This window comes from Streptacidiphilus cavernicola (genome assembly GCF_042510955.1).
GTDB classification, from domain to species: Bacteria; Actinomycetota; Actinomycetes; order Streptomycetales; family Streptomycetaceae; genus Streptacidiphilus; species Streptacidiphilus cavernicola.
Map to the genome: position 1 here is coordinate 240,042 of NZ_JBHFAB010000006.1, position 25,120 is coordinate 265,161.

Sequence of the window (25,120 nt, forward strand, 5' to 3'; positions counted from 1 at the left end):
ACAGGTGGTTCCCAGTGATGCCCCAGTCGGGAGACAGGTAAGGATCTGCCCGGTCTACTCGGAGAGCCGGTGCAGCTCGTCGTGCGAGGCCCCGGCGGCGCCCGGGACATGGGTTTCGGTCACCGGCAGTGACGAGTCGGCGGAGAGGTCGAACGACGACGGCGTACGGCCGCGCCGGACCATCTCCGCGCCCAGCGCCGCCACCATCGCGCCGTTGTCGGTGCAGAGCTTCATCCGCGGCACCCGCAGCTCGATCCCGGCCCGCTCGCAGCGCTCCAGCGCCATCGCCCGCAGCCGCGAGTTCGCGGCCACCCCGCCGCCGATCATCAGGTGGTCCACGCCCTGGTCCTTGCAGGCCCGGACCGCCTTGCGGGTGAGCACGTCGGTGACCGCCTCCTGGAAGGACGCGGCCACGTCCCGGACCGGGACCTCCTCGCCCGCACGCCGCTTCGCCTCGATCCAGCGGGCCACCGACGTCTTCAGCCCGGAGAAGGAGAAGTCGTACGCGGCGTCGTTCGGCCCGCTCAGCCCGCGCGGGAAGCGGATCGCCGCCGGGTCGCCCTCGGTCGCGTAACGGTCGATCACCGGGCCGCCGGGGAAGCCGAGTCCGAGCACCCGGGCGACCTTGTCGAAGGCCTCCCCGGCCGCGTCGTCGACGGTCGCGCCGAGCGAGCGGACGTCGCTGGTGATGTCGCTGGTGAGCAGCAGCGAGGAGTGCCCGCCGGAGACCAGCAGCGCCATCGTCGGCTCGGGCAGCCGCCCGTGCTCCAACTGGTCCACGCAGATGTGCGAGGCCAGGTGGTTCACCCCGTACAGCGGCTTGTCCAGGGCGTAGGCGTAGGCCTTGGCCGCGGAGACGCCGACCAGCAGCGCCCCGGCCAGCCCCGGGCCCGCGGTGACCGCGATGCCGTCCAGGTCGCTCGCCTTGATCCCGGCCTCGTCCAGGGCCCGCTGGACGGTGGGGACCATCGCCTCCAGGTGCGCCCGGCTGGCGATCTCCGGGACGACGCCGCCGAAGCGGCCGTGCTCCTCGACGCTGGTCGCCACCGCGTCGGCGAGCAGGGTGGTGCCCCGGACGATGCCGACACCGGTCTCGTCGCAGGAGGTCTCGATACCGAGGACCAGCGGTTCGTCAGCCATCGTGGCTCAGTTCTCCTACATCGTTCGTCGAGGGCTTCTTCGCGGGCGGGGTCAGCTCGTCCAGGCGCATCACCAGCGCGTCGACCCCGGACGGCTGGTAGTAGTTGCGGCGGACGCCCAGCGGCTGGAAGCCGAAGCGCTCGTAGAGCCGCTGCGCGCGCGGGTTGTCGACCCGTACCTCCAGCAGCAGTTCGGTGCAGCCGACCGCGGCGGCCTGCCCGATCAGCGCGGTCAGCAGCCGCGCGCCGAGGCCGGTGCCCCAGCGCGGCTCGGCCACCGCGATGGTCTGCACGTCACCGGTGCCGCCCACCGCCATCAGCCCCGCGTAGCCGGCGACCTCCCCCGCGGCGTCCTCGGCCACGGTGTACCAGCGGGTGCCCCGGGGGTGCCGGGTGTCGGCCAGCTCGGACCAGAACATCCCGGCCGACCAGGCGTCCTCGGGGAACAGCTCGCGTTCCAGCAGCAGCACCGGCGCGAGGTCCCACCAGCGCATCTCGCGCAGGTGCACGGCCCCGCTCATGCCGGCAGAACGGTCTTGTAGTTCTTGGGCACCTCGGCGTCGGGACGGCGCAGGTACAGCGGCGTCGGCGCGGACAGCGCGCGGCCCGCGGCCAGTTCGGCGGCGGCGAACGCCGCCAGCGCGGCGGCGGACTGGTACGCGGGCATGCCGGGGACGAGCCGGGTGAAGACCTCCGGGTACAGCGCCGCGCCCGCGCCCACCGCGGGGACGTCCGCGAGCCGCTCGGCGACCTCGGCCGGGCGGTCGACGTTCGGCCCTTCGGTGCGGGCCCCGTCAGCGCCGTAGGAGGCCCAGTAGACCTCTTTCCGGCGCGCGTCGGTGGCGGCGGTGAAGGCGCCCGTCAGACCGGCGCTGCGGGCCGCGTGGGCGATTCCGTCGAGGGTGCACACGCCGTGCACCGGGATGCCGAGCGCGTGGCCCAGCGCGGCGGCCGTCGCCAGCCCGACCCGGAGGCCGGTGTACGGGCCGGGGCCGGTGCCCACGACCAGTGCGCCCAGTTGCCCCTTCCCGACGCCCGCGGCGCGCAGCACCTGGTCGATGGTGGGAAGCAGCAGCTCACCGTGCCGCCGGGCGTCGACCTGGTCGGCGGCGGCGAGGGTCGCGCCGCTGTCCGTGTCGTGGACGGCGGCGGTGACGGCGGGGGTCGCGGTGTCGAACGCAAGCAGAAGCACCCCATCAGGTTAGACGGATACCGGGCCCGGGATGAGAAGCTGGGACTTTGCAAGGCCTTGGTCCAACGAACGAGGCACCTTCGAACGAACGAACGTGGGAGGACAGCCGTGGCAGCACGTATCGGTTCCGGCACCGTCGTCTCGGGACTGACGGCGTCGGCGCTCGCGGTTGTCACGCTGCTGGCGCTGCAGGCCAGGAGCTCCGCGCACGAGACCACCAGCACCGCGGGCACGCCCGGGGCCTCGTCCAGCGCCACGGCGACGGCCCCGGGGAAGCCGAGCGCCAAGCCCAAGCCGGTGGCGCTGCCCGCGCACTCGGGCAGCGGCAAGCGGATCGTCTACGCGCTGGGCGCCGAGCGGGTGTGGCTGGTCGACCCGGCCAAGCCGTCCGACGACCGCACCTTCACCGTGCAGCCGAGCCCGGTGGACCCACTGGTCGGGAGCTACACGGTCAACCGCACCGACGCGGGCCCGTACAGCGGGTCGGACGGGGTGACCGTCAAGAACGGCGTGATCTTCGCCCAGCGCGGGTCCGCGGTGATCGGCTTCAGCTCGGCCGCGGACGGCACCCTGCCGAAGCCGGACCCGGCCAAGAAGACCGGCGGAATCCGGGAGACCCTGGGCGACGGCCAGGCCCTGTTCGACTTCGCCCCGACCGGGACCAAGGTCGTCGTGGTCGGCTGAGCAGGATCGTTCCGTTGGGCGCGGTCAGGCGGCGGTGCGGGGGGCGACGGCGGGGGCCGGTTCCGGCGTCTCCGGGGCGTCCTCGGCCGGGGCCTTGCCCGCGACCGCGGGCTCCGCGGGCGGGGTGCTGACCGCGGAGGCCGACCTGGCGGCAGCCAGCAGCTCGGCCATGCTGACGGGCCGTTCCCCGGTGCGGGGGGTCGTACCGGACATACCGCCTCCCGTGGTCGCGTTGCGCGCGGTACACAGCGTGTACAGGCACATCTTCCCGACAGCGCGTCGGAATAACAACCGGCCCGGGTGATCCTTACGGGTTCAGGCGTCCGCCGCTACCAACGGCGACCAGTCGACCCCGGCCCAGCGCGCGCCGAGGCCGGTCAGGGTGACCCGGCGCGGGTCCGCCTCCGACTCCAGTACCGGGTCCGTCTCCTGGCCCGGCTCCTGGCCTGACTCCGAGTCCGCGGCCGGGTCCGCGGCCAGGTCCGCGGCCGGGCCGTCCCCGCCGAGGGACCTGGCGATGCGGACCTCCAGCCGGGAGTCGGACAGCTCCTCGACCTTCCCCTCGCCCCACTCCACCACCACCACCGAGTCGGACAGCGAGACGTCCAGGTCCAGGTCCTCCATCTGGTCCAGGCCGCCGCCGAGCCGGTAGGCGTCCACGTGGACCAGGGCCGGGCCGCCGGTCAGCGAGGGGTGCACCCGGGCGATCACAAAGGTCGGCGAGGTCACCGCGCCGCGTACGCCGAGGCCTTCGCCGAGGCCGCGGGTGAGCGTGGTCTTCCCCGCCCCCAGCTCCCCGGAGAGCAGCACCAGGTCCCCGGCCCTGAGCAGCGGGGCCAGGGCCCGGCCGAGGTCCCGCATGGCCGCGGCGTCCGGCACGGTGGCGGTGGCGGTGTTCTGCACGGTGCTCTCCATTCGGAGCAGTGCCCTCTTCCCGGAGCAGTGCTCTCACATCGGATGATCAGGGCGGTTACGGCAGGTGCGGCAGCTCCGTCGGCCTCGGCACCGCGAGGTCGCGGACGGCCTGCGGCAGCGGGGCGCCGGTACGGCGGGCGGCCTGCTCCAGCAGCAGCGCGAGCTGGGTGTTCACCAGGTCCGGGCGCTCCAGCATGACCAGGTGCCCGGCGTCGGGGACGATCACCAGCTCGGCGTCCGGCAGCTCCGCGGCGATGGCCTCGCTGTGCGCGGGCGGGGTGAGCAGGTCGCGGGTGCCGCAGAGGACCAGCGCGGGGACGTCCCGGAACGCCGCCAGCGCGGCCTTCTTCTCGTGCAGGTCGAAGGCCGGGTAGAACTCAGCGACCACGTCGATCGGGGTGGACTCCAGCATCCGCTGGGCGAAGCGCTCGACGGCCGGGTCCACGTCCTCGGCGCCGAAGGAGAACTTGCGGTAGACGGCCGAGGTGAGGTCGCTGCCCAGGCGGCGGCTGCGCTCCACCAGGTCGCGCTGCCGACCCAGGGCCTTGAGCACCCCGGGGGCCATCCGGTGCAGCATCTTCGCCCCGTACGAGGGCAGGCCGAGGGTGACCCCGGACCAGCCCCCGGCCGTGGTGCCGAGCAGCGCGACCGCGGCCACCCGCCCCCAGACTTCGTCCGGGGGCGCCCCCTTGCCGAACAGCTCGGGGTGCTGGTCGGCCAGGGCCATCACGGTCATGCCGCCCATGGAGTGGCCGACCAGGACCAGCGGCCCGGTCGGGGCGACCGCGTCGATGACCGCCTTGAGGTCGCCGCCGAGCTGGTCGATCGCGGCCGGCTGCCCGGCCAGGTGGCTGCGGCTGCGCTCGGAGCGGCCGTGGCTGCGCTGGTCCCAGAAGACCAGCCGCAGGCCCTCCCGGAAGGCGGCCCGCTGGAAGTGCCAGGAGTCCTGGTTGAGGCAGTAGCCGTGGCAGAACACCACGGTCAGCGGCGGCGTGGGGGCCATCCCGAGCCAGCTGCCGACCCCCGACAGCACCCCGCCCAACGCCCCCGGCTGCGCCCCGCCCCCGGCCGTACGCAACCGCCCCAGCCACCCCTTCCGCCCAGCGCCTCCGGCGGGGCTGTACCCGCCGGAGGCCGCGACCCCGCCGGGCCCGTGCCCGGCAGCCTCGTTGGGCGGGGACGGGGTGCCCGGCTCCGCGGTGCGCCCAGCGGGTGTCGGCGTGACACCGGGCTCGACCTGAGCCGCAGCACGCCCGTTGGTCACGGGCAGGCCCCCGGAGCCCGCAGGCCCGGTGCGGTTGACACGCCCGGTGGGCGGGGACGGGGTGGTGGGCCCGGTGGAGGCTGCGGGGGGCGCCGGCGCGGTGGCCTCCTCGCCTCGGGCCAGGCCGTCCAGTTCGACGTAGAGCTCGGTGCCGTCAGGGGCTGTGACGGTTCGCGGGGTGCCGCGCAGCGTGCCGAGGACCGCGGCGGCGTCCACCTCGATGCTGGCGCGGCGACGCATCTCGCGGCCCAGCGCCATCCGCTCCACCGCCACCCCGGCCGCGGCGCCCGCGGCGACCACCCCCACGGTCAGGCCGACCAGGCCCGCCCGCCGCCAGCGTCCGGCCGCGACGTCGTCGACCACCGAACCGGCCGCGGCCACCACCTGCCGTCCGACCTCCACCGCGGCGGCGCCCGCCGCCCCCGCGGCAGCCGAGATCCCCTCCTCGCCGCTCATCCGCCCGCGCCCTCCGCCACGCCGGTGCCCCCGTCCCCGCCGACGTACCTCCGCGGGACCCGCGCCCCGATCCGGGTGACGATCTCGTAGGAGATGGTCCCCGTCGCGCGCGCCCAGTCCTCGGCGGTGGGCTCGCCCCGGTCCCCGGGACCGAACAGCACCGCGAGGTCGCCGACCTCGGCCCGGTCGCCGCCCAGGTCCACCACGAACTGGTCCATCGCGACCCGCCCGGCGACCGTGCGCCACTTGCCGCCGATCCACAGCGGCCCGGTGCCGCTCGCGTGCCGCGGGACGCCGTCGGCGTAGCCGACCGGGACCAGCGCGAGCGTGGTCTCGCCCGCGGTGACGTAGCTGTGGCCGTAACTGACGCCGTGTCCGGCCGGCACCCGCTTCACCTGGGCGAGCGCGGCCTGAAAGGTCATCACCGGACGCAGCCCGAACTCCTCCGGCCCGGCGATCTCCGGCACCGGCGACAGCCCGTACTGCGCGAGCCCGGCCCGGACCAGGTCGAAATGGGCCTCCGGCATCAGCAGCGCGGCCGGGGAGTTGGCCAGGTGCCGGACCTCCGGCCGCAGCCCGGCCGCCTCGGCGACGGCCAGCGCGGTGCGGAAGCCCGCGAGTTGGGACGCGTTCGCCGGGTGGCCCGGCTCGTCCGCACAGGCGAAGTGGGACCACACCCCGGCGACCGTGAGCAGCCCCTCGGCCTCGGCCGCGCGCGCGGCGGCGACCAGGGCGGGCCAGTCGTGCGGCTGGGCGCCGTTGCGGCCGAGCCCGGTGTCGGCCTTGAGGTGGACCCTGGCCGGACGGCCCACCGCCCGGACCGCGTCCAGCACGTGGCGCAGCGCCCACTCGCCGCTGACCGAGATGTCGATGTCGGCGGCGACGGCCTGCCGCCACGGCCCGGCCGGGGTCCACAGCCAGCAGAGCACCCGGGCCTGCTCCGCCGTGATCCCGGCGGCCCGCAGGCCCAGCGCCTCCTCGGGGGTGGCGGTGCCGAGCCAGCCGGAACCCGCCTCGACCGCCGCGCGGGCGCACGGCACCATGCCGTGGCCGTAGGCGTCGGCCTTGACCACGGACATGACCGCGGCCGACCCGGTACGGGCGCGGAGGGCGCGGATGTTCCCTCGCAGCGCCGCCAGGTCGATCACGGCTTCGGCACGCATCGCAGTTTCCATTGCCGCTGATTGTCCCAGACGGAGCGCCCGGTTCAGGTTCCCGGCTTGCGGCCGAACACCTGCACCGGGTCGTGCAGCTTGAGCACGCCCCAGAGCTTCTTGGCGTCCCAGGTGTTCATGTTGACGCAGCCGTGCGACCCGGGCGGGGTGGACATCGGCTCGTTGAGCCCGTGGAACGCCTCGCCGCCGGAGAAGAACTCGCTGTAGGGCATGGCCACGTTGTAGAGCGTGGACCAGTGGTGCAACTGGCGGCTGTAGACGTGCCAGAGCCCGGTCCTGGTGACGTAGCCCCGGCGCCCGGTGCGGACCTGCACCGGGCCGAAGACCACCTTGGTGCCGACCTGGACCCACATCCGCTGGTGGGTGAGGTCCACGCAGGCGATCCGGCCCTTGTTGACCGGGCACAGCCCGGCCGCGTTGGGGCCGGTGGCCTTCTTGGCCACCGTCCGGACCATCCGGACAGCGGTGGGCGCGGTCGCAGTGGTGGTCCTGGTGGCGGCGCTGTTCGTGGTCGTGGTCGCCGTGACCGCCAGCGCGGTCAGCGGCTGCGCCTGCGCGTCGGACACCCCGGCGCAGGTCGTCGCGACGATCCCGGCTGCCGCGAGCAGCACCCCGGCCCGCTTACGAGTCAGATTCAACTGGCCCTCACCCTCTCGTGCGTCGAACAGGATTGGTGCGTCACCGGATACGAGGCGTGAGCGACCGCTCCGGTTGCAGACTTTTTCAGGAGATTCTCAGACTGTCGGTTCCGGCACCGAAGGGACAGTACGTTTCAGGCACGGTCGGTCACACTCCGCCACGCCGCCGGAAGTGCGGCGGCGACCTCGGAGGCACTGATCGGCCCCTCACCGCCCACCCCCGCCGGAACGCCGCCCGCGCCCGCCGCGGCCCCGCCCAGGCTCGCCGTCCGCCCCGCGAGCCCGTGCAGGTACGCCGCGACCGAGCCCGCGTCCAGCGGGGCGAGTCCGGCCGCCAGCAGCGATCCGGCCAGCCCTGACAGCACGTCGCCGCTGCCCGCGGTGCCGAGCCAGGGTGTGCCGGTCGGATTCACCCGGACCGGCCCGGCAGGGTCCGGGCCCGCGACAACCGTGGTCGAGCCCTTCAGCAGCACGGTGCAGCCGTACAGCTCGGCCAACTGCCGCGCGTACCGCAGCCGGGCCGCCTCGACCTGCTCCCGGGTGGCCTCGACCCCGGCCCCGGCCAGCAGCGCCACCGCCTCGCCCGCGTGCGGGGTCAGCAGCAGGCCGGGCCGGGGAGCGGGGCCGCGCCGGGCCAGCAGCCGCAGCGCGTCGGCGTCCAGCAGTAGCGGGACGTCCGGGTCGAGCGCCGCGTCCAGCGCCTGGTCCAGGGTCCGCACGGCATCCTCGCCGTCCGCGAGGCCGGGGCCGACCACCCAGGCCTGGACCCGTCCGGCCTGCTTCAGCCCCTGCGCGGAGCCTTCGGAGACCAGTGTCTCCGGGTGCGCCGCGACCACCGCGGCCGCCGCGGCGCCGACGTAGCGCACCGCCCCCGCGCCGCCGTGCAGGGCGGCCGAGACGGCCAGCACCGCCGCCCCCGGGTAGCGCGCGGAGCCCGCGGCGACGCCGACCACCCCGCGCCGGTACTTGTCGCTCTCCCCGGTGGGCCGCGGCAGCAGCGCGGCCACGTCGGCGTGCTGCAGCGCCTCCGCGGCGGGCGGCGGTACCCCGATCCCGATCGGCACCAGCCGGACCACCCCGGCGTGCTCCGCGCCCGGGTCCACCAGCAGGCCGGGCTTGTGCGTCCCGAAAGTGACGGTGACGGCCGCCCGCACCGCTTCGCCGGACACCTCGCCGGTGTCCGCGTCCACCCCGCTGGGGAGGTCGACCGCGACCACGGCGGCGTCCGCCTCCGCCGCCGCCCGGACGTACGGCAGCGCGCCGGGGCGCAGCCCGCCCCGGCCGCCGATGCCGACGATGCCATCCAGCACCAGGTCGGCGCGGGCGATCTCGGCGCAGCCGTCCCGCTGATCCTCCGTCAGTACCCCTCCGGCCTGCCGCAGCGCGGCCAGCCCGGCCCGGTGGGCCTGCTCCGGGGCGAGCAGGACGGCGCACACCCTGGCCCCGCGCGCGGCCAGCCGGGCCCCGGCGAACAGGGCGTCACCCCCGTTGTCGCCACTGCCCACCAGCAGCACCACCCGGCTGCCGTAGACCCGGCCGTGGGACTCGGCGAGCAGCCCCGCGCAGGTCGCCGCCAGGCCCGCGGCGGCCCGCTGCATCAGCGCTCCCTCCGGCAGCCGCGCGAGCAGCGCACCCTCCGCCGCCCGTACCTGCTCGACCGTGTGCGCGTACCGCATGGCGGCTCCTCAACCCTCGGCGGTTCAACCCTCGGCGATGACCACCGCCGACGCTACGCCCGCGTCATGGCTCAGCGAGAGATGCCACGTCCGCACGCCCAGTTCGGCCGCCCGCGCGGCCACCGTGCCGCGGATCTCCAGCACCGGCCGGCCGGACGGCTCGGTCCGCACCTCGGCGTCGGTCCAGAGCAGCCCGCCGGGCGCACCCAGCGCCTTGGCCAGCGCCTCCTTGGCCGCGAAGCGCGCGGCGAGCGAGGCCGGGCCGCGCGGGTCGCCGCTGGGGGTGACCAGCTCGGCCGGGGTGAACAAGCGCTCCGCGAGGGTGGGGGTCCGTTGCAGCGACGCCGCGAAACGGTCGATCGACGCCACGTCGATCCCGATCCCGATGATCATTCCTGTTCTCCCTCGCTCGACCGCAGCCCATCATCGTGCACCGGCCGCGCGGTTTCCCTGGACAATGGCACCGTGCGGATACAACTGCTCGGCCCACTCCAGGTCACCGACGCCGACGGCGCGCCCGTCGACCTCGGCGGGACACGGCTGCGCGTGCTCCTCGCCGCACTCGCCCTGGACGCGGACCGGCCGGTCTCCGCGAGCAGCCTGACCACGGCCCTCTGGCCGGACGGCGACCGCCCCGGCAACCCCGCCAACGCGTTGCAGGCCCTGGTCTCCCGGCTGCGCGCCGCGCTCGGCCGGGACCTGGTCGCCGCCGCCCCGACCGGCTACCGGCTGGCGCTGACCCCGGACGAGGTGGACGTCCACCGCTTCACCCGGCTGCTGCGGGGCCCGGCCTCGGGCCCGCCGACCCGCGAGCAGCTGACCGAGGCGCTGGCGCTGTGGCGCGGACCCGCGCTGGCCGATGTGCCGGGCTTCCCCGAGGCCGCGGCCCGGCTGGACGCGCTGCGGGCGAACGCCCGCGAGGACCTGCTCGACCAGCGGATCGCCGCGGGCGAGGGCGCCGAGCTGCTCGGCGAGCTGCACGCGCTCTGCGCGGAGGCCCCGCTGCGGGACCGCCCGCGCGCCCTGCTGATGCGCGCGCTGCACCGGGCCGGGCGCACGGCGGAGGCCCTGGCCGTGTACGAGCAGGGCCGCGAGCTGCTCGCCGACGAACTGGGCACCGACCCCTCCCCCATCCTCCGCGCCGCCCACCAGTCCGTCCTCACCACCCCACCGCCGCCCGCCGCCCCCGGCGCCACCGGCCTCCGCCTGACCCCACCGCCGTCCGCCGACAGCACCACCGACCCCACCCCACCGTCGGCCACCCGCCCCGGCACCGCCGACGCCCGCCCCACCCCGCCGACGCCCGCCGCCCCTGGCCCCCCGGACACCCCGGCCCCGGCCACCCACCCCGGTACCGCTACCTCAGCGACCCCGGGCACAGCCGCCGCCCCCGCCGCCGTCACCAGCTTCCTCGGGCGGGAGGCCGACCTGGTCGCGGTGCGGGCCGCGCTGGCCGCGGGACGCCTGGTCACCCTGATCGGCCCCGGCGGCGCCGGAAAGACCCGGCTGGCCCTGGAGGCGGCCGGGCAGGCCGAGGGGATCCAGGTCCGGCTGGTGGAGCTGGCCCCGCTCACCGACCCGGCCGACCTCCCGGCGACCGTCCTGGCCGCGCTGCAACTGCGCGAGTCCGCCGCGGCCCAGCGCGCGACCATCGCCCCGCACCCGGTCGCCGAGGCGACCGAGCGCATCATCGAGGCCCTCGGCGCCCGCCCGCTGCTGCTGGTGCTGGACAACTGCGAGCACCTGATCGAGGCCGCCGCCGTCCTCTCCGCGCGGCTGCTCGCGGGCTGCCGCGGGCTGCGGATCCTGGCGACCAGCCGTGAGGCGCTCGGCATCAGCGGCGAGCAGCTGCACCCGGTGCCGCCGCTCGGCTTCCCCGAGGACCCGCGGCTGGACCGGACGCTGACCCCGGATCAGGTGCTGACGCCGGACCAGGCCGACGGCTTCCCCGCGGTCCGGCTGTTCGCGGACCGGGCCGCCGCCGTCCGCCCCGGCTACCGCCCCACCGCCCGCGACCTGCCCGCGGTGCTGCGGATCTGCCGCGCCCTGGACGGGCAGCCGCTGGCGATCGAGCTGGCCGCGGCCAGGATGCGCAGCCTCACTCCGGAGCAGATCGACCAGCGGCTGGCCCGCCGCTTCCACCTGCTGACCGGCGGCAGCCGCGCCGCGCTGCCGCGGCAGCGGACCCTGCGCGCGGTGGTCGACTGGAGCTGGGACCTGCTGGAGAAGCCGGAGCGGGCGCTGCTGGCCCGGATGTCGGTGTTCGCGGGCGGCGCCGAACTGGAGACCGTCGAGGAGGTCTGCACGGCCGAGGAGCTCCCGTCCGACGAGGTGATGGACGCCCTCGCCTCGCTGGTCGACAAGTCGCTGGTGGTGCGCACCTCCTCGGGCCGGCACCGGCTGCTGGAGACGATCCGGGTCTACGCCGCCGAGAAGCTGGACGACGCCGGGGCCACCGCGGCGACCAGGAACGCCCACGCCGCGCACTTCCTGGCGCTGGCCGAGGAGGGCGAGCCCCGGCTCTACACCTTCGGGCAGGTCGCCTGGCTGGCCCGGTTCAAGGCGGAGCACGAGAACCTGGTCTCCGCGTTGCGCTGGTCGGTCGAGCAGCGCGACGCGGAGACCGCGCAGCGGCTGGTCGCGGCCATGGGCTGGTACCTGTGGCGGCGAGGCGAGCGCGGCGAGAACCTGCCGCTGGTGCACCAGGCGCTGGAGCTGCCCGCCGACGGCGTGCCGCTGCGGACCCAGGCGGTGGCCCGCGGCATCACCGCCCTCTACGGCCTGGACACCACCTGGGAGCTGACCTCCACGCTGGAGCTGATGCGCTCGGCGATGGCGCTGCGCGACCGGCTGGACGACCCGGACGCGCATCCGCTGCTGCCGATGCTGGACATCATGTCGTCGATGTTCGAGCAGAAGGACTGGCGGATCGGCGTGCTCGCCGAACGGCTGTTCGACAATCGCGACCCCTGGGTCCAGGCCATCGCCCGGATGTTCATGGGCTACGCGCTGCAGAACAGCGGCCGGGTGGAGGAGTCCGGGGCCTACCTGGTCGAGGCCGGCGAGCGGTTCCGTGTGATCGGCGACCTGTGGGGGCGCTCGTTCTGCGCGGCCGGGCTGGCCGACTACGCGCAGTGGCGCGGCGACATCCCGGAGGCGGTCCGGCTCTGGGAGCTGGCCATCTCGTACGAGAACGAGCTCGGTATCAGCGCCGACTCCGGCGACTACCGGGCCCGGCTGCTGGTGCTCAGGACGATGGGGCCGACCATCGACGCCGAGACCCTCGCCGAGCTGGAGCAGGAGGCGGCGACCGCGCTCAGCGAGGGCACCTGGACCGTGGTGATCGCCACTCACAGCACCCTGGCCGAGGCCTACCGCCGCCTCGGCCGCCTGGACGACGGCCGCCGGGCGCTGGACACCGCCTCCGGCAGCGTCAGCAACCTCCCCAGCGGCGCGCCGCAGATCCAGGCCCTGCTGCTGGGCGCCCGCGGCTACCTGGAGGCCGCCGACGGCCGGCTGGAGCGGGCGGCGGAGCTGCACCGGCAGGCCCTGGAGGCGGCGCTGTCCGCCTTCGACGGCCCGGTCGCGGGCAACTGCCTGCAGGGCTGGGCCGACCTGGCGCTGCGTCAGGGCGACCCGGCCCGCGCGGCCGAGCTGCTCGGCGCCGCGCACCGGCTGCGCGGCATGGCGGACCGCTCCTCCACCGACGTCCTGCTGGTCACCGAGGCGGCCACCGAGGCCCTCGGCGCGGAGGCCTTCGCGGCGGCCTACGAACGCGGCAGGGCGACCCCGAGCGAGCAGACGGTCGCCTCGCTCGGCGTGGTCCCGGTGCGGATACCGTCCCACGACGACTTCTAACGGCGGCTTCCAGCGGCGGCGCGAACCGGGCGCTGAGATGAATCTCTCGTCGCCGACAGCCCGCTGACGCGCACGGATCCGCCGTCCGAACGGAGAATGGACGGGTGCCGACCACGCTGGAAGCCCAACGCCGCGCTGACGCGTCCCCCTTCGTCGACCTCGACCGGGCGGAGTGGAGCGCGCTGCACCAGCGCACCCCGCTGCCGCTGACCGCCGACGAGCTGGAACGCCTACGGGGGCTCGGTGACGTCATCGACCTCCAGGAGGTCCAGGACGTCTACCTGCCGCTGTCCCGCCTGCTGAACCTGTACGTCACCGCGACCACGCGGCTGCGCGGGTCGCTGAACGCGTTCCTGGACAGCAATGAGCACACCCACACCCAGCAGGGCACCCCGTTCGTGATCGGGGTGGCCGGGAGCGTGGCGGTCGGCAAGTCCACGACCGCGCGGCTGCTGGCGGCGCTGCTGGCCCGCTGGCCGGAGCACCCCCGGGTGGAGCTGGTCACCACCGACGGCTTCCTGTTCCCCAACGCCGAGCTGCGGCGGCGCGGGCTGATGGCCCGCAAGGGCTTCCCCGAGTCCTATGACCGCAGGGCGCTGACCCGCTTCGTCGCGGATGTGAAGTCCGGAAAGGCCGAGGTCAGCGCGCCGGTCTACTCGCACCTGGTCTACGACATCGTCGAGGGCGAGCGGAACACCGTGCACCGCCCGGACATCCTGATCGTCGAGGGCCTCAATGTGCTGCAGCCGGCGCTGCCAGGCCTGGACGGCCGGACCCGGGTTGCGGTGGCCGACTTCTTCGACTTCTCGATCTACGTGGACGCCCGCTCGGACGACATCGAGCGGTGGTACCTGGAGCGGTTCCGGAAGCTGCGGGAGACCGCGTTCCAGGACCCGTCCTCGTACTTCCGGCGCTTCACCGAAGTGCCGGAGGAGGAGGCGATGGACTACGGCCGCCAGGTCTGGCGCAGCATCAATCGGCCGAACCTGCTGGAGAACGTGGCCCCCACCCGGGGGCGGGCGAGCCTGATCCTGCGCAAGGGCGCCGACCACAAGGTGCAGCGGATCAGGTTGCGCAAACTCTGACCGTCGCGGGTGGTACCTGTTCGCGCAGTTCCCCGCGCCCCCAGCGGTTGCAACTACCTGTAGCTGCAGACGTCAGGGGCGCGGGGAACTGCGCAAACAGAAACCCGCGACTAGCCCAGCCGTTCCCGCACGACCCCCGCCAACCGCTCGGCCACCGTCTGCGCAACCCCCGGGTCGGCCGCCTCGACCATCACCCGCACCAGCGGTTCGGTCCCCGAGGACCGCAGCAGCACCCGCCCGGTCGACCCCAGCTCCGCCTCCGCCCCGGCGACCGCGAGCAGCAGCCCCTCGTCGGTCGCGGTACGCGTCTTGTCCACGCCCTTGACGTTGATCAGCACCTGCGGCAGCCGCGTCATCACCCCGGCCAGGTCCGCCACCGACTGCTTGGTCGCCGCCAGCCGCGCGGCCAGCATCAGCCCGGTCAGGGTGCCGTCCCCGGTGGTCGCGTGGTCCAGGAAGATCACGTGCCCGGACTGCTCGCCGCCGAGGTTGTAGCCGTGCTGCTTCATCGACTCCAGCACATAGCGGTCGCCGACCGCGGTCTGCACCAGGTCGATGCCCTCCCGCTCCATCGCCAGCTTGAAGCCCAGGTTCGACATCACCGTGCCGACCACGGTGTTCTTGCCGAGCGTCCCGGCCTCGCGCATCGCGCAGGCGAGGACGGCGAGGATCTGGTCGCCGTCGACCTCGTTGCCGTCGGCGTCCACCGCGAGGCAGCGGTCGGCGTCGCCGTCGTGGGCGATGCCCAGGTCCGCGCCGTGCTCGACCACGGCCGCACGCAGCGGCTCCAGGTGGGTGGAGCCGATGCCGTCGTTGATGTTCAGCCCGGTCGGGTCGTCGCCGATGGTGTGCACCACCTCGGCCCCGGCCCGCCGGAACACCTCGGGGGAGACCATCGCCGCGGCGCCGTGCGCACCGTCGATGACGACCCTGAGGCCGTCCAGACGGTTCGGCAGCACCGACAGCAGGTGGGCCAGGTACTGCTCGAAGCCCTCCGCGTGGTCCCGCACCCGGCCGACCGCCGCGCCGGTGGGGCGCTTCCAGTCGTGGCCCTCGAAGCGCTCGTACTCCGCCTCTATGGCGTCCTCGATCTCGTCGTCGAGCTTCTGGCCGCCGCGGGCGAGGAACTTGATGCCGTTGTCGGGCATCGCGTTGTGGCTGGCCGACAGCATCACGCCGAGGTCGGCGCCGAGCACGTCGGTGAGGTACGCCACGGCGGGGGTCGGCAGCACGCCGACCTTCAGCACGTCCACACCCGAGCTGGCGAGGCCGGCGATGACCGCCGCCTCCAGGAACTCGCCCGAGGCCCGGGGGTCGCGGCCGACCACCGCGACCGGGCGGTGCCCCTCGAAGGCGCCCGCGTCCCCCAGGACGTGTGCGGCCGCGACCGACAGTCCCAGCGCCAGTTCCGCTGTGAGGTCGGCGTTCGCCAGTCCCCGTACGCCGTCCGTGCCAAAGAGTCGTCCCACTGCTGTTCCTCCGCGGCTCATTCGCCAGTCAAGTCCATAGAACGCAGCACGCCCCGGGAGCACATGGTGTGCTCCCGGGGCGTGACAGTCCAGCTTCGCGCCCGGTGGCGCGCAAGCGGGGAGGCTTAGCGCTTGCTGTACTGCGGTGCCTTGCGAGCCTTCTTCAGACCGGCCTTCTTGCGCTCGACGGCGCGCGGGTCACGGGTGAGGAAGCCGGCCTTCTTGAGGGAAGGACGGTTCGCGTCGACGTCGGCCTCGTTCAGGGCGCGGGCGACACCGAGGCGCAGGGCGTAGGCCTGGCCGGAGATGCCGCCGCCGTTGATGCGGGCGATGACGTCGTAGCGGCCGTCGAGCTCGAGGAGCTTGAACGGCTCGTTGACGATCTGCTGGTGCACCTTGTTGGGGAGGTACTCCTCCAGGGTGCGGCCGTTGATCTTCCAGACGCCGGTGCCGGGGACGATGCGCACGCGGGCGATCGCCTCCTTGCGGCGGCCCAGGCCGGCGGCCGGAACGGCCTCGGCGAAACGGCCAGCGAGGGACTCGCTGGTGTACTCGGTCTCCTCGACCTCGACGTCGAAGGTCTCCTCGACCTCGAGCGGGGTCTCGGCAGTGGTCTCGGCCACGGTTCTCCTCAGCTACGTTCTTCTAGATTCGGGGTGTGGCCGGTATTACTGCGCGACCTGGGTGATCTCGAACGGCACCGGACGCTGGGCAGCGTGCGGGTGCTGGTCGCCCGAGTAGACCTTCAGCTTCGAGAGCATCTGACGGCCCAGGGAGTTCTTCGGGATCATGCCCTTGATGGCCTTCTCGACGGCCTTCTCCGGGTTCTTGTCCAGGAGGTCCTCGTAGCGCACGGAGCGCAGACCGCCCGGGTAGCCGGAGTGGCGGTAGGCCAGCTTCTGGGTCTTCTTGTTCCCGGAGAGGTGCACCTTGTCCGCGTTGATGATGATGACGAAGTCACCCATGTCAAGATGCGGCGCGTACACCGGCTTGTGCTTGCCCCGGAGGAGGTTCGCAGCCTGAGAGGCCAGGCGGCCGAGGACAACGTCCTGGGCGTCGATGATGAGCCACTGACGCTGGACGTCGCCGGGCTTGGGGCTGTACGTACGCACGGTCGTAGCCTTCGCTTTTCAGTGAGTGTGTCCTGACAGGACCACCCGGACGATCGGAAGCAGCCGAGACGCACTTCCCCGGACGCAATCGGATGGGCGCGTCGCTGCTTATCGGCCGGTTGGACCGGCGTACCGACCTCTCACGTGAGATGGAGCGAGCCAATACGCACAACGAACTCGCAGGATACCGGGACGGAGCCGTACGGGTCAAAATCGCCCGTTCGGACCCCGCGGCATCCCGCAAGCCGTCGTCCAGTCTACGTGCCCGCCCGCCTGCCCCCCGCCACCCCTGTTCCGCGTCACCTCTCCCGGGTCACCCGGGCCTCGTCCCAGACCGGCTCCGGCGCCTCGTACACCCGGCCGTCCGCGCCGAAGACGACGAAGCGGTCGAAGGTCCGGGCGAACCAGCGGTCGTGGGTGACCGCGACCACCGTGCCGTCGAAGCTCTCCAGGCCCTCCTGCAGGGCCTCGGCGCTGTCCAGGTCCAGGTTGTCGGTCGGCTCGTCCAGCAGCAGCGCGGTGGCCCCGGAGAGCTCCAGGCGCAGGATCATCAACCGGGCCTGCTGGCCGCCGGAGAGGTCCTGGAACCGCTGCTCCTCCTGGTGATGCAGCTCATAGCGGCGCAGCACCGCCATCGCCGCCTTGCGGTCCAGCGCGTGCTCGGTCTCCAGGATGTCCCGGGTGGTCCGGCCGAACAGCTCCGGATGGGCGTGCGTCTGCGCGAAGTGCCCGGGGACGACCCGGGCGCCGAGCCGGAAGCCGCCGGTGTGCGGCACCGCCTCGCCCGCGAGCAGCCGCAGGAAGTGCGACTTCCCCGAGCCGTTGGAGCCGAGCACGGCGATCCGCTCGCCGTAGAACACCTCCAGGTCGAACGGCTGCATCAGACCGGTGAGTTCGAGCTTCTCGCAGGTCAGCGCGCGGACCCCGGTCCGGCCGCCCTTGAGCCGCATGGTGATGTTCTGCTTGCGCGGCGGCTCCGGCGGCGGGCCGATCTCCTCGAACTTCCGCAGCCGGGTGGTCGCCGCCGCGTAGCGGGAGGCCATGTCGTGGCTGCGGGCCGCGTAGTCGCGCATGTCCAGCACCAGCTTCTTCAGCTGGGCGTGCTTCTCGTCCCAGCGGCGGCGCAGCTCGTCGTAGCGGGCGAAGCGCTCCTCACGGGCGGCGTGGAAGGTGCCGAAGCCGCTGCCGTGCACCCACACCTCGCTGCCGGCCGCCCCGGCCTCCACGCTGACGATCTTCCCGGCGCTGTTCGCCAGCAGCTCGCGGTCGTGCGAGACGAACAGCACGGTCTTGCCGGTGGAGCGGATCTGCTCCTCCAGCCAGCGCTTGCCGGGGACGTCCAGGTAGTTGTCCGGCTCGTCCAGCAGCAGCACCTCGTCCGGGCCGCGCAGCAGCGCCTCCAGCACCAGCCGCTTCTGTTCGCCGCCGGAGAGGGTGTTCAGACCGCGCCACTGGGCCCGCTCGTACGGCATCCCCAGCGCGGCGGTGGTGCAGACGTCCCAGGTGGTCTCGTACTCGTAGCCGCCGACGTCGGCCCAGTCTGCCAGCGCCTGGGCGTACGCCATCTGCGACTTCTCGTCGTCCTCGGCCATCATCTCCAGCTCGGCGGCGTCCACCGCGCGGGCCGCGGTGCGGATCCGCGGCGGGGCGACCGAGACCAGCAGGTCCCGCACCGAGGCGTCGGCGGGCAGCACGTGCTCACTGCCCTCGTCGGCCTCGGCGCCACGCCCCGTGGTGCCGACGAACTGCCGCATCACGCCCAGGCCGCCGCTGATCGTCACCGTCCCGCCGTGCGGCTGCAGGTCCCCGGCGACCAGTTTCAGCAGCGTGGTCTTGCCCGCGCCGTTGGCGCCGACCAGGGCGACCGAGGCGCCCTCCCCCACCCGGAAGGACGCGTCGTCGAACAGCACCCGCCCGTCCGGCAGGTAGTACTCCAGGTGCGAAATCTCGACATGTCCCATGGCCGTAATTCTCCGCTGCCCGACGCCGGGGCCCAAACCGGTTTTTGCCGCGCGGCAAGGCGACGGGTCTAGGATGCGTCGCCATGAGCAACGGGTCAGCGCGGGACAGCGCCACGCGGGACGACGCCACGCGGGACAGCGCCGCGCCGGACAGCGCCGCCGAGGCACTCCCGCGCCGCAGCGCCAGGGGAACCGGCCGCATCCCCACCCGATACGGCCCCGGCAACCCCGTCTCCGACCGGCTGAAGCGGCATCAGTTCCGGGTCAGACCGGGCGCCCCCAACCTGCCGATACCGGAGCCGCAGCAGGGCACCCCGTCCGAGAAGCCGCTGACGGCCTACGCGGTCCGCCCCGGCACCCCGGAGGACACCGCCTCGACCGCGCCGCAGCAGCCGACCGCGGGACGCGGGCGCGGACGCCGCGGCTTCTGGCTCGGCACCGCGCTGGTCGCCCTGATCGGCCTGGTCGGCGCGAGCGTCGCGCTGGCCTCCTCACACTCCGTCAAGCACAGTGCCGGCGCGGCGCGGCCGACCGGGTCGACAGCCCCGGCGCAGCCGCTGCCGCCGATCACCGAACCCGCCACCGCGGCGCCCTCCCCCAGCGCCGCCGCCCCGACCGCGGCGACGCCCGACCCGGTCACCCTGATCTCCCTCGCGGGCACGGACACGGCTCCGCTGAGCACGGTGACGCTCTTCCCCGGCAAGAGCGTCACCGTCCACGGACATTCCTATACCCAGGCACTGACAACGGCCTCCGGCTGCGCCGCCGCGGCCACCCCGCCGCTCGCCGCCGTCCTCGCCAAGAACGGCTGCCTGCAGGTGTTCCGGGCCACCTACGCCGCCGGGACCACCGCGGTGACCGTGGGCGTCGCGGTGTTCGGCACCGCGGCCCAGGCGGCGGCGGTCAAGCAGCAGGCGACCGGCAACCTGGCCCCGCTGGCGGGCGCCGCCGTCCCGGCCTTCTGCCACGCCGTCCCCTGCCGGCTCTCGGTGAACGCCTTCGGCCGCTACGCCTACTTCACCGTGGCCGGCTACACCACCGGCAAGCCGGTCCCGACGAACGACACCTCCGCGCTGGCGGCCGGCAGCGACATCGGCGCGATGGCCTTCCAGAACCTGGCCACCCGGGCCCGCAACGAGGCCGCCACCGCCGCGCCCTGAGCCCACGTCACCGGCCGGGCCGACCCGGTCAGCCCGGCCGGGCCGTCAGCACCCGCAGATTCCGGGCCTCCCGGCTGCGGGCCGCCAAGTCGGCGTCGGCCGGATAGCCGACCTCCTCCAGGGTCAGCCCCCACGGCCGGACCACGTTCACCGCCGAGTCGCGCACTCCCCCGGCCAGCACCGCGGCCGGGAACCCCACCGGCCGCTGCCCGCCGCCGACCAGCAGCATCGAACCGACCAGCGCCCGCACCATGTTGTGGCAGAAAGCGTCGGCCCGGACCGTGCCGACCACCAGGCCGGGCAGCTCGGGGCCGAGCAGCACGTCGCCCGGGTGCCGCTCCCAGTGGAAGTCCAGCAGCTCCCGGATCGTGGTGGCGCCCTCGCGCTTCTTGCAGTAGGCGGCGAAGTCGTGCTCGCCGACCAGCAGCCGGGCCGCCTCGTTCATCGCGTCCAGGTCCAACCGCCGGTCGTGCCACAGCACATGGGCCCGGCGCAGCGGGTCGACCCCGGCCGGGTGGTCGCAGACCCGGTAGGCGTAGCGGCGCCAGACCGCCGAGAAGCGGGCGTCGAAGCCCGCCGGGGCCTCGGCGACCTGCCACACCCGGACGTCCCCCGGCAGCCGCCCGGCCAGTCGGCGGCGCAGCTTGTCGCCCTCGGCGGCCCAGACCTCCCCCGGCAGGTCGACATGGGCGACCTGGCCGCGGGCGTGCACCCCGGCGTCGGTGCGGCCCGCGACGGTCAGCGGGAACACCTCGGGCTGCCGCAGCACGATCCGGACCGCGTCCTCCAGCTCGCCCTGGACCGTCCGCCGTCCGCTCTTCTGCTTGGCCCAGCCGGAGAAGCCGGTCCCGTCGTAGGACAGGTCAAGACGCACCCGGACGAAGCCGTCGGCGGGCCCGTCCCGCCGGGGCAGCTGCTGCTCCTCCACGCACTCGCTCACCGCACACTCCTCACAGAAACGGAAACAGGCCCGCTCCCCGGGAAAGGGAAGCGGGCCTGTGACACAGGGACGATCAGGCGTCCTCGGGCTCCACAGCGGCGTCCTCGACGACCTCGGCGGCAGCCGGAGCGGCGGCCTCGGTCTCCTTGACGGAGCGCTTGGTGGCGGCCTCGGCCTCACCGACGGCGGTCTGGGCCACCGTCAGGGCCTCGACCAGCTCGATGACGGCCATCGGGGCGTTGTCGCCACGACGGGGGCCGATCTTGGTGATGCGGGTGTAGCCACCGGGACGGTTCTCGTAGCGAGGCGCGATCTCGGTGAACAGGGTGTGCAGCACGGCGACGTCGGTGATGACCTTGCGGGCCTCACGGCGGCTGTGGATGTCACCCTTCTTGCCCTTGGTGATCAGCTTCTCCGCGAGCGGACGCATCCGACGGGCCTTGGCCTCGGTCGTGGTGATGCGGCCGTACTGGAACAGCTCACGGCACAGACCGGCGAGCAGCAGACGCTCGTGGGCCGGGCCGCCACCGAGGCGGGCACCCTTTGCGGGGCGAGGCATGGTGTCTCCTTGGATCTCCGGATCCCGGCCGTGTCAGGTACCGGGGCGGGCGTACGCGCACGGTTGCGCGCACGGCTTGGGGTGGTGCAGCACCCAAGCGTACGGGACCGCGGGTGCGGTCCCGTACGCGGTGGGCGTCAGTACTGCTCGGTCTCCGCGAAGCCCGGGTCGTCGTCGTCGGCGCCGAAGGCGTCGGCCGCGGCGGTCGGGTCGAATCCGGGCGGGCTGTCCTTGAGGGCCAGGCCCATGCCGGCCAGCTTCGCCTTGACCTCGTCGATCGACTTCGCACCGAAGTTGCGGATGTCGAGCAGGTCGGCCTCGGAGCGGGCGACGAGCTCGCCCACGGTGTGGATGCCCTCGCGCTTGAGGCAGTTGTACGACCGAACGGTGAGCTCCAGCTCCTCGATCGGCAGCGCCAGGTCGGCGGCCAGGGCGGCGTCCGTCGGGGACGGGCCCATGTCGATGCCCTCGGCGTCGATGTTCAGCTCGCGGGCGAGGCCGAACAGCTCCACCAGGGTCTTGCCGGCCGAGGCCATGGCGTCACGGGGACGCATGGCGGGCTTGGTCTCGACGTCGACGATGAGCTTGTCGAAGTCGGTACGCTGCTCGACTCGGGTCGCCTCGACCTTGTAGGTGACCTTCAGCACGGGCGAGTAGATCGAGTCGACCGGGATCCGGCCGATCTCCTGGCCCGACTGCTTGTTCTGGACGGCGGAGACGTAGCCGCGACCGCGCTCGACGGTCAGCTCCATCTCCAGCTTGCCCTTGCCGTTGAGCGTGGCCAGGACCAGCTCGGGGTTGTGCACCTCGACACCGGCCGGGGGGGCGATGTCGGCGGCGGTGACCAGACCCGGGCCCTGCTTGCGCAGGTACATCACGACCGGCTCGTCGTGCTCCGAGGAGACGACCAGCTGCTTGATGTTGAGGATCAGGTCGGTCATGTCCTCCTTGACGCCGGGCACGGTGGTGAACTCGTGCAGGACGCCGTCGACCCGGATGCTGGTGACAGCGGCGCCGGGGATCGAGGAGAGCAGGGTGCGGCGGAGCGAGTTGCCGAGGGTGTAGCCGAAGCCCGGCTCCAGCGGCTCGATCACGAACCGGGAGCGGAACTCGTCGACGACCTCTTCGGTCAGCGACGGACGCTGAGCGATAAGCATGCGATGTCCTCCATAGATCTTCGGCACCCACTATTTGATGCCGACGAAAGCAAGGATACGGCCCCTGCCGTGACAGGGGCCGTATCCCACGTGTTCCTACCGCTTCAGCAGCGGCCGTGCGTCAGACGCGACGGCGCTTCGGCGGGCGGCAGCCGTTGTGCGGGGTGGGGGTGACGTCCTGGATCGAGCCGACCTCCAGGCCGGTGGCCTGGATGGAGCGGATCGCGGTCTCGCGGCCGGAGCCCGGACCCTTCACGAAGACGTCGACCTTGCGCATGCCGTGCTCCTGGGCGCGGCGCGCGGCGGCCTCGGCGGCCATCTGCGCGGCGAACGGAGTCGACTTGCGGGAGCCCTTGAAGCCGACGTGGCCCGAGGACGCCCACGCGATCACGTTGCCCGAGGGGTCCGTGATCGAGACGATGGTGTTGTTGAACGTGCTCTTGATGTGCGCGTGGCCGTGAGCGACGTTCTTCTTTTCCTTGCGGCGGATCTTCTTCGCGCCTGCAGCCTGACGACCCTTGGGGGGCATAAGTCTGTTTCTCCTACTGAGGTGGTCGGTCCGCTAGCCCAGCGGGCCGGATTCAAGTCCGGTGTGTGGGGCGGACTACTTCTTGCCGGGCTTCTTCTTGCCGGCGATCGCGCGACGCGGGCCCTTGCGGGTACGCGCGTTGGTGTGGGTGCGCTGACCGTGCACCGGCAGGCCGCGGCGGTGGCGCAGGCCCTGGTAGCAGCCGATCTCGACCTTGCGGCGGATGTCGGCGGCCACCTCGCGGCGGAGGTCGCCCTCGACCTTGTAGTTGGCGTCGATGAACTCACGCAGCTTGACGAGGTCGTCCTCGGTGATGTCGCGAACACGGATGTTCGGGTTCACCCCGGTCTCGGCCAGAGCCTTCTGCGAGCGGGTACGGCCGATGCCGTACACGTAGGTGAGGGCGATCTCGATCCGCTTTTCGCGGGGAAGATCAACGCCGGCGAGGCGTGCCATGAATGTGGCTCCTGGGTTGCTTCGGAGGTCTGACGCGACGCCTCTCCTACGACTCTCGTCGATGGAGCCCCGGCCTCCGGACCGAGGGTGGCAGTCCACCCGTCCTCCTCACTGAGGGGAACGAGCGGATCGGGCATCCCGCTTCATGTTGTTTTTCGCGTCGTGCGAAGAGTTACGACCCGTGAAGGGAAGTGATCAGCCCTGGCGCTGCTTGTGGCGCAGGTTCTCGCAGATCACCATGACCCGGCCGTGACGGCGGATCACCTTGCACTTGTCGCAGATCTTCTTGACGCTCGGGTTGACCTTCATGGGATTCAGGTTCTCCGGGTCAGCGCACCGCGGGTCAGCGCGGTGCGGGATCTGCTGCTTACTTGTACCGGTAGACGATGCGTCCACGGGTCAGGTCGTACGGGCTCAGCTCGACGACGACCCGGTCATCCGGGAGGATGCGGATGTAGTGCATACGCATCTTGCCGCTGATGTGCGCGAGGACTTTGTGCCCGTTCTGCAGCTCTACCTTGAACATGGCGTTCGGCAGAGACTCGATGACGGTGCCCTCGATCTCGATGGCGCCTTGCTTTTTGGCCATGTCCTGCGGGTATCGCCTTCCGGGGTTCGACTACCGTAGTCGGCACCTCACGCAGGACCGCTAAGTCCACCCCGCCGTATCCGGGCGGAGGCATGCAGGGGCAAGCTACGAGTGAGCCGACACAGCAGTCTACGTCAGCGGACAAGCGATCGCGAAATCGCCTCCGGCGCGCTCACCGGCCGGTCGCCACGGGCCGGCCGCCACACGCCGGTCTCAGCCCAGCGGGTCCGGCGCCGCGGTGACGCCCAGCTCGGCCAGCTTGGCCCGGCCGCCGTCGAAGGCGGTCAGCACCAGCGGGCCCTCCTCGGTCACCGCGATGGAGTGCTCCCAGTGCGAGGCCCAGGTGCCGTCGTTGGTCTTCACGGTCCACTCGTCCTCAAGGGTGTGCGTCTTCGGGGTGCCCAGGCTGACCATCGGCTCGATCGCCAGGCAGAAGCCGGGCACCAGCTTGGGCCCGCGACCGCGACCGCGGTCCACGTAGTTCAGCAGGTGCGGGTCCATGTGCATCTCGGTGCCGATGCCGTGGCCGCCGAAGTCCTGGATGATCCCGTACTTGCCCTTGGCGGGCAGCGGCTGGCGGCGGATGTAGGTCTCGATCGCCCGGCTGACGTCCACCAGCCGGTTGTTCTTCTTCATCGCCGCGATGCCGGCCCACATCGAGTCCTCGGTGACCCGGCTCAGCTGCAGCAGCTCCGGGGCATGGCCGCCGCCGACCAGGACGGTGATCGCGGAGTCGCCGTGCCAGCCGTCGACGATCGCGCCGCAGTCGATGGAGATCATGTCCCCGTCCGCCAGCGTCCGGTCGCCGGGGATGCCGTGCACCACCTCGTCGTTCACCGAGGCGCAGATCACCCCGGTGAAGCCGTGGTAGCCGAGGAAGTTGGAGGTGGCGCCGTGGTCGGCGATCACCTTGGCGGCGATGGCGTTGAGCTCACCGGTGCTGATCCCCGGGGCGACCGCCGCCTCGCACGCCTTCAGCGCCTCGGCCACGACAAGCCCGGCCTCCCGCATCTTCTTGATCTGCTCGGGAGTCTTGATCTCCACCATGTGCTCTCTCGCCTTCCCTGCCGCTACCCGCGGTCTGATGCCTGCTGCCGACCGTTCCA

General features: G+C 73.1%; 26 protein-coding genes. 4 read left to right on the forward strand and 22 right to left on the reverse strand.

Features of this window, described 5'->3' with window-relative positions; all coding sequences use genetic code 11:
* Positions 1–54: 54 nt before the first annotated feature.
* The 3 genes from tsaD to tsaB are packed head-to-tail and all read right to left on the reverse strand — an operon-like array spanning position 55 to position 2,331.
* Entirely contained in the window at positions 55–1,140 is a 1,086-nt protein-coding gene (gene tsaD, locus ACEZDE_RS10800; RefSeq protein WP_380534962.1) for a tRNA (adenosine(37)-N6)-threonylcarbamoyltransferase complex transferase subunit TsaD, read from the reverse strand.
* Positions 1,133–1,660, reverse strand: a complete 528-nt coding sequence (rimI, locus tag ACEZDE_RS10805) for a ribosomal protein S18-alanine N-acetyltransferase (protein ID WP_380534964.1) — start codon at positions 1,658–1,660, stop codon at positions 1,133–1,135. The genes tsaD and rimI overlap by 8 nt, the downstream gene beginning before the upstream one ends.
* Positions 1,657–2,331 (reverse strand): tRNA (adenosine(37)-N6)-threonylcarbamoyltransferase complex dimerization subunit type 1 TsaB, encoded by a 675-nt coding sequence (tsaB, locus tag ACEZDE_RS10810; RefSeq protein WP_380534966.1) that lies wholly within the window; start codon positions 2,329–2,331, stop codon positions 1,657–1,659. Before tsaB ends, rimI begins: the two co-directional genes overlap by 4 nt.
* 108 nt (positions 2,332–2,439) lie before the next feature.
* Between tsaB and ACEZDE_RS10815 the strand changes: the two genes are divergently transcribed.
* Positions 2,440–3,015 (forward strand): hypothetical protein, encoded by a 576-nt coding sequence (locus ACEZDE_RS10815; protein WP_380534968.1) that lies wholly within the window; start codon positions 2,440–2,442, stop codon positions 3,013–3,015.
* A gap of 24 nt (positions 3,016–3,039) precedes the next feature.
* Here ACEZDE_RS10815 and ACEZDE_RS10820 read toward each other — a convergent pair whose 3' ends face one another.
* From ACEZDE_RS10820 to ACEZDE_RS10850, 7 genes are all read right to left on the reverse strand, one after another.
* The gene (locus ACEZDE_RS10820) at positions 3,040–3,228 is read right to left on the reverse strand and encodes a hypothetical protein (protein WP_380534970.1); all 189 of its coding nucleotides are present in this window, start codon (positions 3,226–3,228) and stop codon (positions 3,040–3,042) included.
* A 102-nt stretch (positions 3,229–3,330) separates the two neighbouring features.
* Positions 3,331–3,876, reverse strand: a complete 546-nt coding sequence (gene tsaE / locus ACEZDE_RS10825) for a tRNA (adenosine(37)-N6)-threonylcarbamoyltransferase complex ATPase subunit type 1 TsaE (protein ID WP_380535150.1) — start codon at positions 3,874–3,876, stop codon at positions 3,331–3,333.
* Positions 3,877–3,985: 109 nt separating this feature from the next.
* A complete protein-coding gene (locus ACEZDE_RS10830) occupies positions 3,986–5,317 on the reverse strand; it encodes an alpha/beta fold hydrolase (RefSeq protein WP_380535152.1) in 1,332 nt (443 codons plus the stop codon).
* 329 nt (positions 5,318–5,646) lie between these two features.
* Positions 5,647–6,813, reverse strand: coding sequence for an alanine racemase (gene alr / locus ACEZDE_RS10835; protein WP_380534972.1), 1,167 nt, complete (start codon positions 6,811–6,813; stop codon positions 5,647–5,649).
* A 44-nt stretch (positions 6,814–6,857) separates the two neighbouring features.
* Positions 6,858–7,463: a L,D-transpeptidase gene (locus tag ACEZDE_RS10840; RefSeq protein WP_380534974.1), complete on the reverse strand. Its 606-nt coding sequence runs from the start codon at positions 7,461–7,463 to the stop codon at positions 6,858–6,860.
* Positions 7,464–7,597: 134 nt separating this feature from the next.
* The gene (locus ACEZDE_RS10845; protein WP_380534976.1) at positions 7,598–9,139 is read right to left on the reverse strand and encodes an NAD(P)H-hydrate dehydratase; all 1,542 of its coding nucleotides are present in this window, start codon (positions 9,137–9,139) and stop codon (positions 7,598–7,600) included.
* Between the two features lie 24 nt (positions 9,140–9,163).
* A complete protein-coding gene (locus ACEZDE_RS10850; protein ID WP_380534978.1) occupies positions 9,164–9,532 on the reverse strand; it encodes a holo-ACP synthase in 369 nt (122 codons plus the stop codon).
* Positions 9,533–9,604: 72 nt separating this feature from the next.
* Between ACEZDE_RS10850 and ACEZDE_RS10855 the strand changes: the two genes are divergently transcribed.
* Together ACEZDE_RS10855 and coaA are read left to right on the forward strand one after the other, a co-directional pair.
* Entirely contained in the window at positions 9,605–12,997 is a 3,393-nt protein-coding gene (locus ACEZDE_RS10855; protein WP_380534980.1) for an AfsR/SARP family transcriptional regulator, read from the forward strand.
* 104 nt (positions 12,998–13,101) lie between these two features.
* On the forward strand, positions 13,102–14,082 hold the full coding sequence (gene coaA / locus ACEZDE_RS10860) for a type I pantothenate kinase (protein ID WP_380534982.1): 981 nt from the start codon (positions 13,102–13,104) through the stop codon (positions 14,080–14,082).
* Between the two features lie 110 nt (positions 14,083–14,192).
* On the opposite strand, the gene glmM is transcribed toward coaA, so the two are convergent.
* The 4 genes from glmM to ACEZDE_RS10880 form a co-directional block, all read right to left on the reverse strand.
* Complete coding sequence (gene glmM, locus ACEZDE_RS10865; RefSeq protein WP_380534985.1) at positions 14,193–15,551, reverse strand: phosphoglucosamine mutase; 1,359 nt, start codon at positions 15,549–15,551, stop codon at positions 14,193–14,195.
* Between the two features lie 125 nt (positions 15,552–15,676).
* Positions 15,677–16,174 (reverse strand): 30S ribosomal protein S9, encoded by a 498-nt coding sequence (rpsI, locus tag ACEZDE_RS10870; protein WP_380534987.1) that lies wholly within the window; start codon positions 16,172–16,174, stop codon positions 15,677–15,679.
* Between the two features lie 45 nt (positions 16,175–16,219).
* The gene (gene rplM, locus ACEZDE_RS10875) at positions 16,220–16,663 is read right to left on the reverse strand and encodes a 50S ribosomal protein L13 (protein ID WP_380534988.1); all 444 of its coding nucleotides are present in this window, start codon (positions 16,661–16,663) and stop codon (positions 16,220–16,222) included.
* 299 nt (positions 16,664–16,962) lie between these two features.
* Positions 16,963–18,624 carry an ABC-F family ATP-binding cassette domain-containing protein gene (locus tag ACEZDE_RS10880; RefSeq protein ID WP_380534989.1) on the reverse strand — a complete coding sequence of 554 codons (1,662 nt, stop codon included), beginning with the start codon at positions 18,622–18,624 and terminating at the stop codon, positions 16,963–16,965.
* Between the two features lie 83 nt (positions 18,625–18,707).
* On the opposite strand from ACEZDE_RS10880, the gene ACEZDE_RS10885 reads away from it, so the two are divergent.
* A complete protein-coding gene (locus ACEZDE_RS10885) occupies positions 18,708–19,784 on the forward strand; it encodes a hypothetical protein (protein WP_380534991.1) in 1,077 nt (358 codons plus the stop codon).
* Between the two features lie 28 nt (positions 19,785–19,812).
* Here ACEZDE_RS10885 and truA read toward each other — a convergent pair whose 3' ends face one another.
* The 8 genes from truA to map form a co-directional block, all read right to left on the reverse strand.
* On the reverse strand, positions 19,813–20,724 hold the full coding sequence (gene truA / locus ACEZDE_RS10890) for a tRNA pseudouridine(38-40) synthase TruA (protein WP_380534994.1): 912 nt from the start codon (positions 20,722–20,724) through the stop codon (positions 19,813–19,815).
* Between the two features lie 73 nt (positions 20,725–20,797).
* Positions 20,798–21,283 (reverse strand): 50S ribosomal protein L17, encoded by a 486-nt coding sequence (gene rplQ / locus ACEZDE_RS10895; protein WP_380534996.1) that lies wholly within the window; start codon positions 21,281–21,283, stop codon positions 20,798–20,800.
* 137 nt (positions 21,284–21,420) lie between these two features.
* Positions 21,421–22,440 carry a DNA-directed RNA polymerase subunit alpha gene (locus ACEZDE_RS10900; protein ID WP_123497011.1) on the reverse strand — a complete coding sequence of 340 codons (1,020 nt, stop codon included), beginning with the start codon at positions 22,438–22,440 and terminating at the stop codon, positions 21,421–21,423.
* Positions 22,441–22,561: 121 nt separating this feature from the next.
* Positions 22,562–22,969 (reverse strand): 30S ribosomal protein S11, encoded by a 408-nt coding sequence (gene rpsK / locus ACEZDE_RS10905; RefSeq protein ID WP_030251538.1) that lies wholly within the window; start codon positions 22,967–22,969, stop codon positions 22,562–22,564.
* A gap of 75 nt (positions 22,970–23,044) precedes the next feature.
* Positions 23,045–23,425, reverse strand: coding sequence for a 30S ribosomal protein S13 (gene rpsM, locus ACEZDE_RS10910; protein WP_380534998.1), 381 nt, complete (start codon positions 23,423–23,425; stop codon positions 23,045–23,047).
* Positions 23,426–23,620: 195 nt separating this feature from the next.
* Positions 23,621–23,734 carry a 50S ribosomal protein L36 gene (gene rpmJ / locus ACEZDE_RS10915; RefSeq protein ID WP_018682809.1) on the reverse strand — a complete coding sequence of 38 codons (114 nt, stop codon included), beginning with the start codon at positions 23,732–23,734 and terminating at the stop codon, positions 23,621–23,623.
* Positions 23,735–23,792: 58 nt separating this feature from the next.
* Positions 23,793–24,014: a translation initiation factor IF-1 gene (infA, locus tag ACEZDE_RS10920; RefSeq protein WP_003956442.1), complete on the reverse strand. Its 222-nt coding sequence runs from the start codon at positions 24,012–24,014 to the stop codon at positions 23,793–23,795.
* 213 nt (positions 24,015–24,227) lie between these two features.
* A complete protein-coding gene (gene map / locus ACEZDE_RS10925; RefSeq protein WP_380535001.1) occupies positions 24,228–25,061 on the reverse strand; it encodes a type I methionyl aminopeptidase in 834 nt (277 codons plus the stop codon).
* Positions 25,062–25,120: the final 59 nt, after the last annotated feature.

Bases quoted from the DNA above. Each gene is read 5' to 3' on its own strand.
- infA (WP_003956442.1), bottom strand. From the start codon at position 24,014: ATGGCCAAAAAGCAAGGCGCCATCGAGATCGAGGGCACCGTCATCGAG.
- rpsK (WP_030251538.1), bottom strand. From the start codon at position 22,969: ATGCCCCCCAAGGGTCGTCAGGCTGCAGGCGCGAAGAAGATCCGCCGC.
- tsaD (WP_380534962.1), bottom strand. From the start codon at position 1,140: ATGGCTGACGAACCGCTGGTCCTCGGTATCGAGACCTCCTGCGACGAG.
- ACEZDE_RS10850 (WP_380534978.1), bottom strand. From the start codon at position 9,532: ATGATCATCGGGATCGGGATCGACGTGGCGTCGATCGACCGTTTCGCG.
- ACEZDE_RS10820 (WP_380534970.1), bottom strand. From the start codon at position 3,228: ATGTCCGGTACGACCCCCCGCACCGGGGAACGGCCCGTCAGCATGGCC.
- rplQ (WP_380534996.1), bottom strand. From the start codon at position 21,283: ATGCCTCGCCCCGCAAAGGGTGCCCGCCTCGGTGGCGGCCCGGCCCAC.
- ACEZDE_RS10845 (WP_380534976.1), bottom strand. From the start codon at position 9,139: ATGCGGTACGCGCACACGGTCGAGCAGGTACGGGCGGCGGAGGGTGCG.
- map (WP_380535001.1), bottom strand. From the start codon at position 25,061: ATGGTGGAGATCAAGACTCCCGAGCAGATCAAGAAGATGCGGGAGGCC.
- rpmJ (WP_018682809.1), bottom strand. From the start codon at position 23,734: ATGAAGGTCAACCCGAGCGTCAAGAAGATCTGCGACAAGTGCAAGGTG.
- rimI (WP_380534964.1), bottom strand. From the start codon at position 1,660: ATGAGCGGGGCCGTGCACCTGCGCGAGATGCGCTGGTGGGACCTCGCG.
- ACEZDE_RS10880 (WP_380534989.1), bottom strand. From the start codon at position 18,624: ATGGGACATGTCGAGATTTCGCACCTGGAGTACTACCTGCCGGACGGG.
- ACEZDE_RS10885 (WP_380534991.1), top strand. From the start codon at position 18,708: ATGAGCAACGGGTCAGCGCGGGACAGCGCCACGCGGGACGACGCCACG.
- ACEZDE_RS10900 (WP_123497011.1), bottom strand. From the start codon at position 22,440: ATGCTTATCGCTCAGCGTCCGTCGCTGACCGAAGAGGTCGTCGACGAG.
- tsaE (WP_380535150.1), bottom strand. From the start codon at position 3,876: ATGCGGGACCTCGGCCGGGCCCTGGCCCCGCTGCTCAGGGCCGGGGAC.
- alr (WP_380534972.1), bottom strand. From the start codon at position 6,813: ATGCGTGCCGAAGCCGTGATCGACCTGGCGGCGCTGCGAGGGAACATC.
- rpsM (WP_380534998.1), bottom strand. From the start codon at position 23,425: ATGGCACGCCTCGCCGGCGTTGATCTTCCCCGCGAAAAGCGGATCGAG.